Annotated in this window: 16 protein-coding genes; 11 read left to right on the top strand and 5 right to left on the bottom strand. The window is 68.3% G+C overall.

Annotation, left to right across the window (positions count from 1 at the left end; genetic code table 11):
- Positions 1 to 18: 18 nt before the first annotated feature.
- The 3 genes from QC765_RS10365 to QC765_RS10355 form a co-directional block, all read right to left on the bottom strand.
- Positions 19 to 567 carry a phage holin family protein gene (locus tag QC765_RS10365; protein WP_373876728.1) on the bottom strand — a complete coding sequence of 183 codons (549 nt, stop codon included), beginning with the start codon at positions 565 to 567 and terminating at the stop codon, positions 19 to 21.
- Between the two features lie 195 nt (positions 568 to 762).
- The gene (gene acs, locus QC765_RS10360) at positions 763 to 2,712 is read right to left on the bottom strand and encodes an acetate--CoA ligase (protein WP_278314358.1); all 1,950 of its coding nucleotides are present in this window, start codon (positions 2,710 to 2,712) and stop codon (positions 763 to 765) included.
- 180 nt (positions 2,713 to 2,892) lie between these two features.
- Complete coding sequence (locus QC765_RS10355) at positions 2,893 to 4,308, bottom strand: MCE family protein (RefSeq protein WP_278314357.1); 1,416 nt, start codon at positions 4,306 to 4,308, stop codon at positions 2,893 to 2,895.
- 482 nt (positions 4,309 to 4,790) lie between these two features.
- Between QC765_RS10355 and QC765_RS10350 the strand changes: the two genes are divergently transcribed.
- Positions 4,791 to 5,510, top strand: coding sequence for a Fic family protein (locus QC765_RS10350; RefSeq protein ID WP_278314463.1), 720 nt, complete (start codon positions 4,791 to 4,793; stop codon positions 5,508 to 5,510).
- Positions 5,511 to 5,953: 443 nt separating this feature from the next.
- Here QC765_RS10350 and QC765_RS10345 read toward each other — a convergent pair whose 3' ends face one another.
- Positions 5,954 to 6,775, bottom strand: coding sequence for an HAD-IB family hydrolase (locus tag QC765_RS10345; RefSeq protein WP_278314356.1), 822 nt, complete (start codon positions 6,773 to 6,775; stop codon positions 5,954 to 5,956).
- 353 nt (positions 6,776 to 7,128) lie between these two features.
- Here QC765_RS10345 and ssd point away from each other — a divergent pair, with 353 nt between their 5' ends.
- From ssd to QC765_RS10305, 8 genes are all read left to right on the top strand, one after another.
- A complete protein-coding gene (gene ssd, locus QC765_RS10340; protein WP_278314355.1) occupies positions 7,129 to 8,316 on the top strand; it encodes a septum site-determining protein Ssd in 1,188 nt (395 codons plus the stop codon).
- Positions 8,313 to 9,503: a TadA family conjugal transfer-associated ATPase gene (locus tag QC765_RS10335; protein ID WP_278314354.1), complete on the top strand. Its 1,191-nt coding sequence runs from the start codon at positions 8,313 to 8,315 to the stop codon at positions 9,501 to 9,503. The genes ssd and QC765_RS10335 overlap by 4 nt, the downstream gene beginning before the upstream one ends.
- Positions 9,493 to 10,302 carry a type II secretion system F family protein gene (locus QC765_RS10330; RefSeq protein WP_278314353.1) on the top strand — a complete coding sequence of 270 codons (810 nt, stop codon included), beginning with the start codon at positions 9,493 to 9,495 and terminating at the stop codon, positions 10,300 to 10,302. The genes QC765_RS10335 and QC765_RS10330 overlap by 11 nt, the downstream gene beginning before the upstream one ends.
- Complete coding sequence (locus QC765_RS10325; protein ID WP_278314352.1) at positions 10,299 to 10,877, top strand: type II secretion system F family protein; 579 nt, start codon at positions 10,299 to 10,301, stop codon at positions 10,875 to 10,877. Before QC765_RS10330 ends, QC765_RS10325 begins: the two co-directional genes overlap by 4 nt.
- A gap of 150 nt (positions 10,878 to 11,027) precedes the next feature.
- Positions 11,028 to 11,225, top strand: a complete 198-nt coding sequence (locus QC765_RS10320) for a DUF4244 domain-containing protein (RefSeq protein WP_278314351.1) — start codon at positions 11,028 to 11,030, stop codon at positions 11,223 to 11,225.
- 83 nt (positions 11,226 to 11,308) lie between these two features.
- Positions 11,309 to 11,626, top strand: coding sequence for a TadE family type IV pilus minor pilin (locus tag QC765_RS10315; protein WP_278314350.1), 318 nt, complete (start codon positions 11,309 to 11,311; stop codon positions 11,624 to 11,626).
- On the top strand, positions 11,623 to 12,042 hold the full coding sequence (locus tag QC765_RS10310) for an Rv3654c family TadE-like protein (RefSeq protein WP_278314349.1): 420 nt from the start codon (positions 11,623 to 11,625) through the stop codon (positions 12,040 to 12,042). Before QC765_RS10315 ends, QC765_RS10310 begins: the two co-directional genes overlap by 4 nt.
- Positions 12,043 to 12,103: 61 nt before the next feature.
- The gene (locus QC765_RS10305; protein WP_278314348.1) at positions 12,104 to 13,132 is read left to right on the top strand and encodes an iron-siderophore ABC transporter substrate-binding protein; all 1,029 of its coding nucleotides are present in this window, start codon (positions 12,104 to 12,106) and stop codon (positions 13,130 to 13,132) included.
- A gap of 16 nt (positions 13,133 to 13,148) precedes the next feature.
- Here the strand turns inward: QC765_RS10305 and sftH are convergent, their stop codons facing one another.
- Complete coding sequence (sftH, locus tag QC765_RS10300; protein ID WP_278314347.1) at positions 13,149 to 15,443, bottom strand: DEAD/DEAH box helicase; 2,295 nt, start codon at positions 15,441 to 15,443, stop codon at positions 13,149 to 13,151.
- Between the two features lie 127 nt (positions 15,444 to 15,570).
- Here sftH and QC765_RS10295 point away from each other — a divergent pair, with 127 nt between their 5' ends.
- Both QC765_RS10295 and QC765_RS10290 read left to right on the top strand, forming a co-directional pair.
- Complete coding sequence (locus QC765_RS10295; RefSeq protein WP_278314346.1) at positions 15,571 to 16,491, top strand: SGNH/GDSL hydrolase family protein; 921 nt, start codon at positions 15,571 to 15,573, stop codon at positions 16,489 to 16,491.
- Positions 16,492 to 16,668: 177 nt separating this feature from the next.
- A complete protein-coding gene (locus QC765_RS10290) occupies positions 16,669 to 17,391 on the top strand; it encodes a hypothetical protein (RefSeq protein ID WP_278314345.1) in 723 nt (240 codons plus the stop codon).
- Positions 17,392 to 17,484: the final 93 nt, after the last annotated feature.

Genomic DNA, 17,484 nt, shown 5'->3' with positions numbered 1-17,484 from the left:
TATTCTCCGGGCTGCCTGCTATCGCGAGCTCGAGGAGGATCCAGGAAGCTGGGCCCGCTGGGACTCGGTCAGCTCGCCGCGGGCGAACCGCTCCGCGGAGGGCAGCACCTCCCGCAGGCCCTTCACCGATTCGATGGTGTGCTCCGGCTTCTTGAGCTTGCGCACCTTCAGGTAGCCGATCAGGCCGCAGATCGCCGCGACGAGCACCATGATCAGGAAGACGACGCCCCAGGCGGCCCATTGCCACAGCCAGAGCTCGAGGACATGGCCGAGGAAGAAGAAAAAGAAGAACAGGCTGAACAGCAGGACGACGCCGGCGACGACGAAGAAGACGCTGCCCTTCACGCCCTTCTTGACCTCGCCCACTACCTCGGACTTGGCGAGCTCCACCTCGGCGCGGAACAACGTCGATACCTGCGACGTCGCCTCCTTGACGAGATCGCCGATCGAGACGGACTCACCGGGGCGTCGGGCATCCGCGTCCGCGAGCGGGATCGACGCGACGGTACGTGGCACCCCGTCCCCCGTGTAACGCCCATTGCTGCGGTCGTTGAAGGTCACGTGCACTCCTCCACTTGGGTTGTGGCGTCTACTCGCTCGACGATCGAAAGGCGGTCTGCCGCCTATGTTGCCACGTCTTGGGCCATCCGTACCGGATTAGGTGCGCATTGCGGCCCAACTTCCGCGTGATCATCGGTCAAACACGACGGGGCGGGCAGGCCATCGAGGCCTTGCCCGCCCCTGGTCGTGCTGGGGGATGCGCTACTTCTGGCGCAGTGATTCCACCACTGCTGGATCGACCAGCGTGGAGGTGTCGCCCAGCTCGCGGCCCTCGGCGACATCGCGCAGCAGGCGGCGCATGATCTTGCCACTGCGGGTCTTGGGCAGCTCCGGGACGACGTAGATATCCCGTGGCTTCGCGATCGGGCCGATGTCCTTGGCCACTGCCGCTCGCATGTCCGCCACCAGTTCTTCGCCAGTGTTCTCCACGCCCTGGCGCAGGATCACGAACGCGACGATGGCCTGTCCCGTGGTCTCGTCCGTAGCCCCGATCACGGCGGCCTCGGCGACCGCGTCATGCCCGACGAGCGCCGACTCGACCTCGGCGGTCGAGATCCGGTGGCCGGAGATGTTCATGACGTCATCGACACGGCCGAGCACCCAGATCGCGCCATCCTCGTCGAACTTCGCGCCATCGCCGGCGAAGTAGTAGCCCTGCTCGGCGAACCGCGACCAGTAGGTGTCCTTGAAGCGCTGCATGTCGCCCCAGATGCCACGCAGCATCGACGGCCACGGCTTGTCCACCACCAGGTAGCCATTGGCCTCCTGCTCGCCGCGCTGGACCGGCTTTGCCTCGTCGTCGACGATCTTCACCGAGATGCCCGGCAGGGGAGCCATTGCCGAGCCCGGCTTGCACTCCGTCACGCCTGGCAGCGGCGAGATCATGATCGAGCCCGTCTCGGTCTGCCACCACGTATCCACGATCGGGCACCGGCTCTGCCCGAACACCTCGTGGTACCAGCGCCACGCCTCGGGGTTGATCGGCTCGCCCACCGTGCCGAGCAGCCGCAGCGTCGACAGATCGTGCGCATCGGGGATCGCCCGGCCCCACTTCATGAACGTGCGGATCAGCGTCGGTGCCGTGTAGTAGATCGTGACGCCGTACTTCTCGATCACCTCGAAGTGGCGATGCTCGTTCGGCGAGTTCGGCGTGCCCTCGTAGACCACCTGCGTGGCGCGGTTCGACAGCGGGCCGTACACGATGTAGCTGTGCCCGGTCACCCAGCCGATGTCGGCGGTGCACCAGTACACGTCCTTGCCAGGCTTGTGGTCGAACACGGCATCGTGCGTGTAGGACGTCTGCGTGAGGTAGCCGCCCGAGGTGTGGACGATGCCCTTAGGCTTGCCCGTGGTGCCGGAGGTGTAGAGCAGGAACAGCGGGTGCTCGGCATCGAAGGCCTGTGCCTCGTGCTGGTCCGAGGCCTGCTCCACCGTCTCGTGCCACCACACATCGCGGCCGTCCTGCCACGGCGTTTCCTGCTCGGTGCGGCGCACCACGAGCACATGCTCCACCGACGGAGCTGGTGTGTCGCCACCGATGGCCTCATCGACCGCGGCTTTGAGCGGCGCGGGCTTGCCACGGCGGAACTGCCCATCCGTGGTGATCACCAGCTTGGCGGCGGCGTCATCGATGCGGGAACGCAGCGCGCTCGAGGAGAACCCCGCGAACACCACGGAATGCGTCAGCCCCAGGCGGGCGCAGGCGAGCATCGCCACGATCGCCTCGGGGATCATCGGCATGTAGATCGCGACCCGGTCGCCGGGCTGCATTCCCAGCTCGGTGAGGTAGTTGGCCGCCTTCGAGACCTCTGCGAGGAGGTCCTTGTAGGTCAGCGCGCGCGAATCCCCGGGCTCGCCCTCCCAATGGATGGCGACCTGATCCCCGTGCCCGGACTCGACGTGCCGGTCAACGCAGTTGTAGGCGACATTCAGCTTCCCATCGGCGAACCACTTGGCCACCGGCGCCTCCGACCAGTCCAGCACCTCGGTGAAGGGCGTGTGCCAGTGCAGCCGCCGGGCCTGCTTTGCCCAGAACGCCTCCCGGTCCTCCTCGGCCTCCTGGTACAGGCTTGCCTGCGCGTTGGCCTGCGCCGCGAACTCCGCGCTGGGGGCGTAGGCGGATAGGGCCCGCTCGGTCAGGTCTGTCGACATTGCGTGCTACTCCTCGTTCGGCTCCTCGATTGGCGGACATGGTGTCCGGCTCAACCCTGTGGGACTCTGCCTGTGAGGGTAGTCACATCCCGCCGGGGCGCGCACGACCCTTGCCTGTGTGTGGGATCACACCAGCGACGAGCGGTCGGAATCCAGCGGCCGGCGGTGGGCTCCTCGTGGTCATTGGCCAGGCCCGGGCCTGGCGGGCTCCGGGCTGCCGGGCTGGAGGCTGATGGCTGTGCCCCGCAGCAGGGGCGCCCCGATCAAGGTTGTCCAGCCAGGGACATCGGCCGGATCCGTTCCCGTGGCATGCCCGTAGATCGCTTGCCGCGCCTGGCCCTCGGCCTCGGAACCGGGGGCCGCGGCAACCTCGGCGGCGAGGGCGAGAGGATCGGGCAGCTCCGCGAGATCCTCCTGGCCGGGATTGCGCGAGGGCACCGCATAGGCGCCAACGTTGAAGGGGCCACCTGGATACTGGGGGAAGCTTCCCGCAGCAGGATCGACCGGCTGGTAGCAGACTGGACCGCGGTCATCGAAGAATCGCGCCTCGTCCTGGTTCGGCACGTACTTGCCACGCGGGTTCGTGAGCTCGATCGTCATGTTCAGCCCGGGCATGCCCTTGCCCTTGCCGAACGCGGTCTCGAGCCTGTCGCGCAGCCCAGCGAAGTAAGACAGGGTGCAGCCGAAAGCGGGGGAGTAGCGGGCGAGGACCTCGAGCGCCTCCCGCGAATCAGCGGTGATGCCAATGATGCGGTCCTTGTTCTCCTCCAGGATCTCGGCCGCGGACCTGCTTGCCCCGATCAATGCCTCGTGCATGGCCGCGAGGTCGCCGCGCCGCTCGACGATCGTCTTGTTGGTGGTCCGGAGATCGTCGAGCGCGACAACGAGCTCGGGCAGCACATCGGAGTAGGTCTCGGTGAGCTCCGCGAGGCCAGTGATCTGCTGCTCGAGGGCAGGTGCTTCGGTGTTGAGGGAAGCAGCCATGCGGGAGAATCGATCGATCATCTCGCCGATGCGTTCCCCGCGCCCCGCCAGCGCGGCATTCATCGATCCCAGGGCTGAGGCGAGGTCAGCGGGCGGCACCGCGTCGAGCAGGTCGTAGAACACGTCGTACATCCGGGAGGCGTCGATGGCACTGCCGCTCGCGTTCTCGTGGAGCACATCGCCCTCCCGCACGGGCCGGCCCCCGATGCCCGAACCGACGAGCTGGACATAGCGTTCCCCGAACAAGGTCTTGGGCACGACGCGCGCTGTCGCGGTGGAGGGCACCAGGTGCGCGGACTTCCCCTCGATGGCAAGGGACACCTCGACCTCGAAGCCCGGCCGCAGGCGAAGTCCCGTGACCTCTCCAACGAGAGCGCCACCGAGCTTCACATCAGAGCCTGGCGCGAGGGCATTGCCGACGGTCCCGACCACGAGCGTCACCGCGATGCGCTCGGAGAATGCATTGCGGTAGATCATCGTCGTGGTCGCCATGAAGGTGACGATCATGGCGATCAGGACGACACCGAGGCCCACATGGCGCCAGGACCCGGTGAACTCGTCCTCGTTGTCCGGGTGCGGGGGCTTGTCCTGCGGCGCTGGGCGATCGCTCATTGGTTCCCGTGCGGCCTCTCGCTGTTCGGGCTCGACCGCATTGGCATTAGCGCGTCACGGTGACCCATTTACTCATCCGCCGAATACGTTGCGGCACAGACTGTCCCGGTCCAAGCTCAACGAGCGATAAGTGAGCAAGCGCTCCTCGGCAGCAAGAACATGGCGAGGCGCACAGCGAAGGGGCTAGTGGGCCGCGATCACAGGAGGGCGGAAGCGAGCTGGGTGGCGATGCCGCTGTCGTTCTCTCGGCCGTTCTCGCGCCGGTTCTCGCGCCGGTTCTCGCGCCGCGCGGAAGTGTTACCGAATGCACCCCTCGCGGCGCGGATCCGGGTGCAAAACCGCACACAACTGGCGCCCGGCCGCCGTCGGCAGCGCGAGATGGAAGCGCCAGGAGACCATCGTCGCTTCAGGCCAGGGCACGAGTGGCGGTAGCGTCTAGATGCGTGACCGAATTTGCAGATCCCCTAGCGCCGATACTCGAGATGCCCGGAATCCACGACGCCGCGGAACGGGCCCGGTCCGCGCTCGGCGAAGCACATCGCCACGCCGCCAACCGCCGCGAATGGGCCAAGAGCGCCACCGAGGCCTCGGTGCGCGCGGCCCGGGCATCCTCCGCCCTCGACGGCGGCCGGACCGAGCTCGACGCCTCCGGCAAGATCGAGGATCCCACGCTCTCTGGTGCGATGCGCGTGGCCCAGGCGCTCGACGGGGAAGCGCTCACTAATCTCTCGGGAACCTGGAAGCGGGCCCCGCTGCAAGTCCTGGCTCGGCTGCACATGCTTGCCGCTGCTGACCTTGTCGATGATCGGGACCGGCTTGGTCGGCCGCGGCCCGAGCCGGGGGTGGGGGAGAGGCTCGAGCTCCTCGCTCACCTCGTCACTGGGGGGACGCGGGCACCCGCGCCGGTGATCGCGGCGGTGGTCCACGGCGATCTCCTCGCCCTGCGGCCCTTCGGCACCGCCGACGGAATCGTCGCTCGAGCGGCATCCCGGCTCATCGCGGTCACCTCGGGCCTCGACCCGCACAACCTCGGTGTTCCGGAAGCCAGCTGGCTGCAGCGGGCGAGCGCCTACCGCAGCGCGGCAACGGGCTTCGCGGAGGGCACCGCGCAGGGCGTGGGCAACTGGGTCATCCTGTGCTGCGGCGCGATGGAAGCTGGCGGCCGGGAGGCAGTAGCCATCGCCGATGCCGCGCGCGCCTAGCCGGGAATGCGCCGATGGTGATCATGAATGGGGCGCGATCATGAAAATTCGTCGCGCGCCACTGGGGACATCCAGGCATTAAAAAGCGGGCGGTGAAACCCAATTCACCGCCCGCGTAGCACTGAGTCCCAGGTTACCATGCGTGCTTATGTGGGTTGTGTGGGAAGGCCTCGGCGAGAGCGCCACCTGAAATTGCTTCCCCTTCCCACAAGGGGAGAACTAGTCCGGTATTGGTGACGTTTCGCAGGCCCACAACACTTCTGCCCTTACGCGGCGTGCTCCGCGTGGGTGCCTGGTGCTCGTGCCCAGGAGCTTTGACCGGGGGAGTCGAGATCTTCTCTTCCGATTCGGCCCTGTCCTGTCGTGCTCCCTTACCTATTTTGTACTCCTGACCTGCATCCGCTGCAAGGGGTTCGAGTGAATTGGAGCGAGTCCAGAAACTTCTAGCGGGCTCGCCGCAGGAAACTGAGCGCCACAGCGCCCGCCGCAAGGGCCGCCCCGAGCCCGACCGCGGCAGTGGTGGCGAGCGTCCGCGTGGACGGCGCGGGGAGGTGCTCCCGCAGTGAAATGGAATCCGAGAAAGTCAGGATGGGCCAGCCCGCCGATGCCGCTTTTCGCCGCAATTGTCGATCAGGGTTGACCGCGGTGGGATGCCCGACAAGATCAAGCATCGGCAAGTCCGAGATCGAATCGGAGTACGCGTAGCTCTGCGCGAGGTCATAGTTTCTTTCCGCAGCGAGCCGGAAGATCGCATCGGACTTTTCTTCGCCCTGGCAATAGAACGAATAGCCACCCGTGTACTTGCCATCCTTCGCGGCCATCTCGCTGGCAATGATCGCGTCCGCCCCTAGCGCATCAGCGATGGGCGCGACGACCTCGCGGCCGGACGCCGAGACCACCACCACGGCATGGCCGCGCGAGCGGTGGTCCTCCATGACCGCTGCCGATTCGGCGAACACGAACGGCGTGACAATATCGCGCAGCGTTTCCTCGACGATCGCCTCCACCTGCTCGATCTCCCAGCCAGCGCACATCGAGGCGATATGGGTGCGCAAGCGCTCTGTCTGCTCATGGTCGGCTCCCGGCAGCAGCGCGAGGAACTGCGCATAGCTGCTCTTGAGCACCGCCCGCCTATTGATCAGCCCGGTCTCCGCGAATGGCTTGCTGAATGCCAGCGTTGATGACCTCGCGATGATGGATTTGTCCAGGTCGAAGAAGGCGGCAGGGGATCGCTCGTGCGCGGTGCCATCATGAGGGTGAGTCACACGCCCAGGATAGTGGCACTGGCCACAGTTTGCCGCTGTCCGCGCTGCACGTTCGGCGTTGATCCTGTAGAGGGCTGGTTGTAGACTGAGATTTGTCCAAGATTTGGTGCTTGATTGCGGAAACACTTGCGCGATCGTGTGTACTATGAAGGCACTCGGACATGATCCGGGTGAGTTCAGCCCGACCCCCCGGGGCTGAACTCCGACGACCCCCGCCCCTCCCCCCCTGGCGGGGGTCGTCCTCTATCTACACCCTGGTGGCCACTCCCGCGGTGTTATCCACAGAGGCCGGTTTATCCACAGTCGAGCTGCTGTAGCTCGAACCTTGAATGGCGTCCCCGCACAGTTGGGGCATGCCCAAGCTTCCCGGCGCGGACCACGCATATCCGGCCCATCCCGACGCCGCGCTCGCCCATATCCACGATCCCGAGCTGCTCGCCAGCACCCGGCGCATCACCGCCTCGCTTGGCCTCGGCATCGTCGAGGCGGACCAGCATGAACCTGGGAGCAGCGCACTTCCCGCGGCCCGGGGCCTATCCAGCACCAGCGAGGCGCCGTCACTGCGCACGCTCTGGGAGACCGCGCCGCTCGTGATCCTTGACGACCTCGGTGCCCGGCGCTGCCGGGAGAGCGGGCTCGGCCGCCGGAGCAGCATCATCAGTGTGGTTGTCCGCGGCAACACCGCCCGCCCCAGCCCGGACGCATGGCGCGATCATGTCGCGCTCGGCACCGAGCACGTCTTCGAGCTCCCAGACGACGAGCACGCCATGATGCAGGCCATTTCCGGCCTCCGCTCGCGCAGCAGCACCAGCCGTGGCCGCACTATCGCTGTCACCGGTGCCTGCGGCGGAGCCGGCGCGACCGTGTTCGCTGCCGCGCTCGCTCTGGCCCACGTGCATGACTCCCTCGTCATCGACCTCGATGGCCACGGCTGCGGCATTGACCTGCTGCTCGCAGCGGAGAACGATCCCGGGCCCCGCTGGCATGACATCGCGGCCATCACGGGCAGCATCGCGCCCGAAGCACTGTGGTCCGCGCTGCCCTCCCACGGCACCACGGCGTTCCTCGCCCACCAGCGCGGCACCGAGGTGACACCGCCTAGCCCGCCCGCGCTCGAGACCATCCTTGCCTCCGCCCGCGATTCCGGGCGGCTCACGGTCTGCGACATGCCACGCACCGGAGACGCCGCCGCAGTCACCGCCTGCGCCGCGGCCGACCTCACCGTCATCGTGGTTCCCGCCAACCTCAGGGCCTGCGCAGCGGCGCAAAAGGTCATGCAATGGACGCGGCCGCGCAGCCGCGACATCGGCATCATCGTCCGCGGGCCCGCGCCCAGTGGACTCGCGGCCACCACCATCAGCCAGGCATGCAATGCCCGAGTGATTGCCTCCATGCGCCCTGAGCCCCGGCTCGATTACCGGATCGACACCAGCGGCCTGAGCCTGTCCGCCCGGTCGCCGCTGCGCAAAGCAGCCATGTCTGTGCTCGCGCAGCCATCCATCGACCAGGGCAGGCCCACCTCCACAAGCGGGGCGACATGACCCAGCAGCACGCGCAGCTTCTCGACAGGGTCCGGGCGCGGCTGGCCGACAACAACCAGCACCCCACCCCGGAGCAACTCGTAACCCTGATTCGCGACGAGTCGCGCGGGATGATCAGCGATCACGACACCCTCGCGGTCCTCCGCGCGGTGCATACCGACCTCAACGGCGCAGGCCCGCTCGACGCCCTGCTCGACGACGAGACCATCACTGATGTGATCGTCAACGGTGCCGGGACCGTATACGCCGACCGGGGCAGCGGCCTCGCCCCCACGGAGGTGCACCTGCCCGATGAGCAATCCGTCCGGCGCCTTGCCCAGCGCCTCGCCATCGCTGCGGGCAAACGACTCGATGAATCACAGCCCTGGGTCGACGGCCACGTGCCCCGTGGTCACGCCGCCACCTCGGTCCGGCTGCATGCCATGCTGCCCCCGCTATCCGTCGACGGAACGTGCATCTCCCTGCGCATCCTCCGGCCCGCTCGCCACAGCCTCCGTGATCTGACGGGCACTGGCATGCTTACCCCGGCCAGCCAGCAGTTGCTCGAGTCGCTCATCCACGCGCGCCGCTCGTTCCTCATCACCGGAGGCACCGGTACAGGCAAGACCACGCTGCTCGCTGCCCTGCTCGCAGAGGTGCCCCGTCACGAGCGCATCATCTGCATCGAGGACGCCACCGAGCTCAATCCACCTCACCCGCACCTCGTGCGGCTCGCCGCCCGCGCCGCCAACATCGAGGGCATCGGCGCCATACCGCTGCGCGACCTCATCCGCCAGGCGCTGCGCATGCGTCCTGATCGGCTCGTCATCGGTGAGGTGCGCGGCAGCGAGGTCGTCGACCTTCTCGCAGCGCTCAACACCGGGCACGAGGGAGGGGCGGGAACCGTGCACGCAAATTCGCCCCGCGAGCTCCCCGCCCGTCTCGAAGCGCTCGCAGCGCTCGGCGGATTGCCACGGCGAGCTCTCCATGCCCAGCTCGCGGCGGCCGCCCACGTCGTGCTTCATGTCCAGCGCGAGCACACGCAGCGCGTGCTCGCAGAGATCGGGATCATCAAGCCCCACCCGAACGGACTCACCACCGTCGAGACCGCATGGACGGCGCGGCACGGCGCGAGCACGGCATGGACGGACCTCCTCGCACTGCTCGCCCGGCAGGACCACACCACCGGAGGGCACCATGGGCCCTAGCCTCATCCTCGCGGCCGCGGCATTGCTCGCAATCCCCGCCGCGACCGTGCGTCCCCGGCTCGAGCAGCTCGGGATCGCCCGCCACGCATGGCTAGCGAGGCAGCTCCGGCTGCGCGCCCACGTCCGGGGGTGGCAGTGGATGGCCGGTGCCCTCGCACTGCTGGCAACCGTGATCCTGCTCGGCCCTGCACTCACGCTGGTCGCGGTCATCATCGCGGCCACGGCCGGACGCCTACATTCGCGCGCACGGTCGCGCCGGGCAACCGAGCTATCCGCCGCGACACTCCTAGGTTGCCTCGATGACATCATCGCTGAGCTGCGCGCCGGTGCTCACCCCGCCGCTGCGACGGCCGGCCTTCGCAGCGATCATCAGCAGAGCATCGCCGGAGCCTTCGCCCGGGCGTCAGCACGGACGCAGCTAGGCCTGCCCGTCGCCGGAGCGTTCGAGTACCCAGGCGCGGATGCCCGCGTGAGGCACATCGGAGCAGCCTGGATGCTAGCCACCACCCAAGGCGTACCTCTCGCGACCCTGCTCGATGAGGCCAGGGCCGGGCTCGTTCTCGGCGACAGGCACGACAAGCACGTACGCGCAACGCTCGCCGGCGCCCGGGCGACCGCAGTCCTGCTCGCAATGCTTCCCGCGCTCGGCACGATCCTCGGTGAACTGATCGGCGCGAGCCCGCTGCGCGTCCTTGTCACTACATCGATCGGCAACGCGCTGCTGCTCGTCGGCGCCACCCTCGCGTGCACCGGTTTGCTGTGGACACACGCCATTACTGAGAAGGCGGCCCGCGGATGACCACAGCCACAGCCATCGCGTGCATTCTCGCTGGAGCCGGAATCCTCGCCTACCCGGAGCGGGCGCTCGTGCCCCGGCTGAGCCAGATCCACCGCCGCGAGGGAGGCGTCGTGGGGAGCATCGCGCCCACGGCACGGCAAGCCCCGCTCGAACCGCTCGCGCTCGACCTCTACGCTGCCTGCCTGACGGCGGGCCTCGGGCCTGCCGCGGCCGCCCAAGCGGTCGCCCGCGCCACGGGAACCACCATCTTTGGGCGCGTGGCCGAACTGCTTGGGTTCGGAATTGACGCTGCCACCGCCTGGTCGACCGCCGCCACATCCCCTGAAGAGCGGGCCTTCGCGCGAGCGGCACAGCGCTCGCATCGCACCGGGACCCAACTCGCTGCGACAGCCAGAAGCGCTGCGCGAACGCTGCGCGACGAGCAGCACCATGCTGCCATCGCGCGTGCCGAGAAAGCATCCGTCCTCATCGCCGCGCCCCTTGGGCTCTGCTTCCTGCCTGCGTTCCTCTGCCTCGGGATCATCCCCGTCGTGGTCGGCCTTGCCACCCAGCTCGCCCCGGCGGTCCTGCGATGAGCATTCCAGCCTCCATCGACATCCCTGCATCTATCGACATCCGCGCCCCCGCCGAAGTCCGAGCCTGCACCGACTTCCGGGCCCCGTTCGCGGAAACGTATGAATCCTCCCGGGACGCCAACCGGCGACCGGGCAATCGAAAGGAAAACAATGAAGGCACCACGCATTCCGGTCGGCAGGCTCCGCCAGCTTGCCCGCGACGACGAGGGAATGAGCACCGTCGAGTATGCAATAGGCACCGTGGCGGCAGCCGCGTTCGCGGCATTGCTCTACGCCGTGGTCTCGAGCGACGCGGTCGTTGGCGCGCTGACCAGGATCATCGAGCAGGCCCTATCCACCCAGATCTAGCTGGACCCCCGGCTCCAGCTAGACCCCCTAGCCCAGCTGGCCAGCGCACCGCGAGACGTCGCCTTGGCGACGACGAGGGCGCCGTGACGGTGGAGACAGCGCTCGCGATGGCGATCCTCGTCATGGTGATCGGCATGTGCGTAGGCGTGCTGGGAGTCGGTGCCTCCTATGTGCGGTGCATCGATGCGGCACGCGAGGTGGCGCTCGTGGCTGCCCGGGACGAGCAGGGCCGGGCGGTCGATGCGGGCGCCCGGCTCGCGCCCGGCGACGCGACGATCTCGATCGCTGACGACGGAATGCTGGTGACTGCCAGGGTGACGCTACGGCCAGCCATGCTTCCTGGTCTCACGCTGACTGCCGAATCGATTGCTGCCATCGAGCCAGGCAGGCGGCAGGGTTGAGCTCGCGCGCTACACGATTGGGCAATGACGACGGCAGCGCAACGGTGATCGCTGCGGCCGGCATGTTGGTCCTTGTTCTCATCGTTGTCATGGTGCTTCACCTTGTTGCGGTGGTGGCGGCCCGGCATTCGGCGCAGGCGGGTGCCGATCTCGCGGCGCTCGCGGCCGCCCAGCATCACGCCTGGGCGCTGCCGGGCGAGCCGTGCGCGGTCGCCCGCGAGATTGCCCGGCGCAATCGGGTCACCCTCGAGGAGTGCCGGATCGACGGCGGGGATGTGCGCGTCGATGTCGTGCGGCCGGTGCGGCGAGCAAGCGGGACGGAAGGGGAGTGGATCGCGGCGTGGCAGGTGCGCGCGAGCGCGCGGGCCGGACCTGAATTGTCGTCATCGATGCTGGATAACCGCGTATACAACTAGGGCAAAAGCTGGGGAACTAGGGTTCGCCGCAACATTGATTCCGTGAGCCAAGGAGTTAACCATGGTGCATCGTCGCCATCGCGCCGCGCCCCTGCTGGGCGCGCTGCTCGCGAGCATGACGCTCGCCGTGGCCGCCTGCGGTGGCCAGGCCGAGCAGTCGACCAACGCTTCCTCCGGTGATGGAGAGTTCCCCATCACCATTTCCCATGCTTTTGGGGAGACCACCATCGAGGATTCCCCGGAGCGTGTTGCTACCTGGGGCTGGGGCAGTGCTGATGCTGCTGTCGCGCTCGGCGTCACGCCCGTGGCGATCCAGAGCCAGACCTATGGCGGCGATGAGAACGGCATGCTGCCCTGGGTCCAGGAAGCTCTCGATGAGAGCGGTGACGCCACGCCCACGATGTTGCCGGAAGCCAGCGAGCCTCCGTTCGAGGCTATCGCTGCGGCAGCGCCGGACCTGATCCTGGCCGTCTACTCCGGCATCACCGAGTCCGATTATGAGCAGCTCAGCCAGATCGCGCCGACCGTCGCGTACCCGGACAAGGCATGGTCCACACCTTGGCGCGAGACCATCCGCATCGTTGGCGAGGCCCTCGGCAAGGCCGATGAGGCCGATGCACTGCTCGCCGATATCGAGGCTCAGATCGCCGCGAAGGCCGAGGAGCACCCCGAGCTGGCGGGCAAGTCCGTCGCGATGGTGTTCAACACTCCCGATGCGTTCTACGTCTACAAGCCAGCCGATCCGCGGGTCGGCTTCACCCTCGACCTCGGGCTCGTCAACGCCGAGAGCGTCGATGCGCTCGCCAACGGTGACTCAACGTTCTACTACACGCTCAGCCAGGAACGCCTCGGCGACCTCGAGAGCGACATCCTTGTCTCCTACGCGGATACCCCCGAAGCGTCCGCGGAGTTCCTCACCTCCCCCGAGGCCGAGCTGATGGGCCAGGTACAGGACGGGCGCGTGGCCGAGATCGTCGGCACCTCGTTCATCGCGGCTGTCTCCCCGCCCACGGCGCTGTCGCTCACGTGGGGACTCGACGAGTACGTCTCGATCCTCTCCGAGACCGCCCAGCGCGTCGACGGGAGCTAGCCGGCAATCTGGCCAGCTAGCCGAGGGCGTCGAGGACAGTGCTGAGCACGCGGACCGCCGCGGCCTTGTCGAGCGGCTCGTTGCCGTTGCCGCACTTGGGTGATTGCACGCAGGATGGGCACCCGGCGCGGCAACGGCACCCGCGGATCGTGGCACGCGTCGCGGAGAGCCATTGCCGGATGTGGTCGTGGCCGTGCTCGGCGATGCCCGCGCCTCCTGGATGGCCGTCGTAGACGAATACCGAGGGCATGCCGGTATCGGGGTGCAGAGCTGTGGATACCCCACCGATGTCGTTGCGATCGCAGCTCGCGAAGAGAGGCAGCAGGCCAATCGCCGCGTGCTCGGCAGCGTGGAGCGCTCCGGGGATGTCCTCGTCGGCGATGCCCGCGGCGCCGAGGCTCCCCAGGGTGTGCGTCCACGCGACCGCGACCGTGGGCAGGGTCGATTCCGGCATGTCCAGGTCGATGGTGGCGAGCACCTCGCCGCCCGGTCCGCGCCGGAGGTAGTTGGTGATGCGGCTTGTCACATCGACGCGGGCGAGCCCTACCGTTACTGGCCCGTGCTGCTGTGACCGGATCACCTCGATGATGCGGATATCGCTCACCGACCGGGCGACGGTGGTGTAGCCAGGATCGCCCGCGGTGACCCGCGCGATGCCCTCCTCGAGGTCGAGATCATCCACGACAAAAACCTCGCCCTGGTGCAGATGGACCGCGCCCGGATGCACCGTCGCGGGCGCCCGCGACGCATCGACCGTGCCGAGCAGTCGGCCGGTGGCCGACTCGACGATCACGACCTGCTCGAGCATCGTGCCGCGCAGGCCGGTCTTGCCGTGCGCGTCAATGCCGGGAGCGGGGAACCATCCGCGTGGCCGGCGCCGCAGGAATCCTTGGCCGGCGAGACCAGCGACAGTTCCCGCGATGCCGAGGTCAGTGACTTCCTCGTCGGAGAGCGGTAGCTCCGTCGCGGCGCACATCACCTGCGGGGCAGCGATATAGGGATTGGCGGGGTTGGTCACCGTCGCCTCCACGGGCTTGTCGAGCAAAGCGGCGGGATTGTGGATCAGGTAGTTGTCCAGTGGATCATCGCGGGCGACGAGCACCACGAGCGCGCCCTGCCCGCGCCGCCCGGCCCGGCCTGCTTGCTGCCGGAACGAGGCGACCGTGCCCGGAAACCCCGTGAGCACCACCGCATCGAGCCCCGCGATGTCGATGCCGAGCTCCAGCGCATTGGTCGTGGCGACGGCGCGCAGCTCGCCGCTGGCCAGGCCTGCCTCGAGGCGGCGCCGGTCCTCCGGCAGGTATCCCGCGCGGTAGGCGGCGACGGTCCCGGCGAGGGGCGGGCCGAGCCGCTCGCGCACCATCATCGCGGCATGCTCAGCCCCTGCCCGCGAGCGCACGAACATCAGGGTGCGTGCTCCCTGCTCGACGAGGGCAGCGGTGAACAGGGCGGCCTCGGTGTGCGGGGAGTGGCGCTGCGCCGGATCCCCGGAGCCAGCCAGGCCGGGCTCCCACAGGACGGTGGTGCGGTGGCCGCGCGGCGCGGCGTCCTCGGTGACGGCCTGGCAGTCGGCGCCGATGAGCCTTGTGGCGGCCTCCGCGGGATTGGCGGTGGTGGCGCTGGCGAGCACGAACACCGGGTGCGATCCATAGCGGGCTGCGATGCGGCGCAGTCGGCGGATCGTCCAGGCCACATGGGATCCGAAGACACCGCGGTAGTGGTGGCACTCGTCGATGATCACGTAGCTCAGGCCCCGCAGGAAGCGGCTCCACCGTGGATGGTTCGGGAGGATGCCGACGTGCAGCATGTCGGGATTGGTGAACACGAGCCTGCTGGTATCGCGGATCCAGCGGCGGTGATCGGTCGGGGTGTCACCGTCATAGAGATGCGGCTCGGCGGAGGCGAGCCCGGGAACCGCGCTGGTCAGCGATCGGGTGGCGCGCAGCTGGTCGGCACCGAGCGCTTTGGTGGGTGAGAGGTAGAGGGCGGTGGCGCGGGGCTGCTCGGCGAGCGCGGTGAGGGCGGGCAGCAGGTATGCCAGTGACTTCCCGGAGGAGGTGCCGGTGGCGAGGACGACATGCTGCCCGTCGCGGGCGAGGCTGGCCGCCTCCACCTGGTGCGCGTAGGGGGCGGTGATGCCACGCTCGATGAGCTCATCGCGCAGGCCAGGGTAGGTCCAGTCCGGCCAGGCCTGGTGAATGCCGGGCCTTCCCTGCTCGCGGTCTATATGAGTGGGCGCGCCGGTGAGCAGTGCGGGGGATCGGTCCGCGATGGCGGCGAGCAGATCATCGCCAAGGCCGTGGCCTGCCATAGCCTGCTCCTTTCCCGCGCGCTGGACGTGGGCAGTCTACGTCGATCGCGCGCGATCCCGATTTTGCCGGATATCCGGACACCTGCCGCGCCGACAGGAGGTGTCTGGCACGGTGATCGGTGTGCGCATGAACTGGACGAGAACCCTGGGACGTGGAGTGACCGTGGCGGCAGCGAGCGCGCTTGCGGTCGCCGGGCTTTCGATTGGAGGGCACGGCATCGCGGGCGCGCAGCCAGGCGATCAGGCCGGTGCCCGCTACGTGTCCCTGGGGGATAGCTTCACCTCGGGGCCCAGCTATGACCCGTTCGGGGGCTGCCCGCAGCTGCCCTTTGCCTGGCCCAAGCAGTTCGCGCAGCAATGGGGGCTTGGCGGGGATTGGTTCGACGCCTCGTGCTCCGGCGCTGTTGTTGATGGTCGCGGCACCAATACGTTTGGACAGCAGATCAGTACGGCCGCCGGTGCGATGGGGCCGCGAACGGAACTGGTGACGATCCAGTTCGCGGGCAACGAGACCTACGGCGGCGCGGGCCGCAGTGCCGCATGGTCGGTGGGCACGTGCGTGCTCGACTTCATCAACGGGTGCAACGATGCGGCCGACCCAGCGGCGGTGCGGCCGGACGCCATCACCGGCCCTGAGCTGGCGCGACGACTGACCGCCGGAGACAGTGGCGACATCATCGGCCGGATCCGCTCGGAGGCGCCGAACGCGCGGATCGCGATCGTGGGCTACCCGACGGTGCTGCCGCGCGACACCTCGGTGTGCTTGCCGATCAACGGGCTGGAGGCACCGGACTTCCAGCCGCGCGCGGCCTATGCGCGCACGGTCCTTGACCGCATCGAGTCTGCCCAGCGGGCCGCCGCGGCATCGCTGGGGGTGGAGTTCTGGTCCTTGAAGGATGCGACAGCGGGCCACGATGCGTGCCAGCCGATCGGCCAGCGATGGATCACGCGGATCGGTGACTTCCACGAGGACCTGCTGCCCTTCCACCCGACCCGCGATGGCTACGGGGCGCAGGCCCGAGCGCTGACGGGGTACCGGGTGGGCTGATCGTTCCTCTCGCCGTCCGGGCTGGCCGCGCGGCGCGCCCAGTGCCCTCGAGGCAGGTCCGGCTTGCGCGACTTCGCACCCGCTCCCCGTTCCCGAGCGCTACGGTGTCCTCAAGAAAGACTCCACGGTAGCGGAGAATTCGGCTCCGCCCGGCCATCGGGAAGCGGGGAACAGTCCATGGGAACGTCGGCTCGCACCAGCATGATCGCGCTCGCGGTCCTCGTCGCGCAGCCGCTGCTGGCAGCGTGCGGCAGCGACGACGCAGCGGACGACGGATCCGCGGGGGATAGCTCCGGCTCCGCGAGCGCGACCGAGGAAACGATCGCCACCGAGGACTGGCTCACCCGGTACTGCGGGCCATTCGTGGCGCTCACGGATGCGTTCGAGTACTACGACGTTGTCGTCGCCGAGCCGCCGGCGGAGGTGGAGCAGGCCCGCCAGACGTATCTCGATCTCTATGTCCATCTGCGCACCGTGCTAGCAGATTCCGCGGTCAGCTTCCGTGAGCTCGGTGACCCGCCCGTGGATGACATCCCGCCGGGCCTCGCCGAGCACCTCTCGAACTCCACGCAGCAGGCCGCGGACGAGGTCGACGCGCTGCGTGCCTCCCTCGACGAGATGGAGCCTGGCGACCCAGTAGCGATGTCAGAGTTCACCGAGCGCATCGAGGGCACACCGAACCCCATCACGGGCGCCTTCGCCGATCTCGAGCGATACCAGTCCGACGAGCTTGATGCGGTGATCGAGGATGTGCCGGCCTGCCAGCCCCTCGTGGCGCCCGAAGATCCCCCCGCCGAGGATCCACCCGCGGAAGAACCCCCTGCGGAGGACCCTGCAGCGACCCCCGCGGAAGAGCCCGGGGAAGAGCCCGCGGAGGCTCCTGCTGAACCAGGCGAGTAGCCCCTGCGCATCCATCGGTCGAGCAAGCTCGCATCGTCCGATGGGCGCGATGTCGGACTGGTGCTGCATACTTGCCTCCGTTGGGCACAGCGG

Source organism: Hoyosella levis (assembly GCF_026008515.1).
Lineage (GTDB): Bacteria > Actinomycetota > Actinomycetes > Mycobacteriales > Mycobacteriaceae > Lolliginicoccus > Lolliginicoccus levis.
Note: the sequence above shows the minus strand (reverse complement) of the source record. Positions and strands in the feature narration are given on the sequence as shown.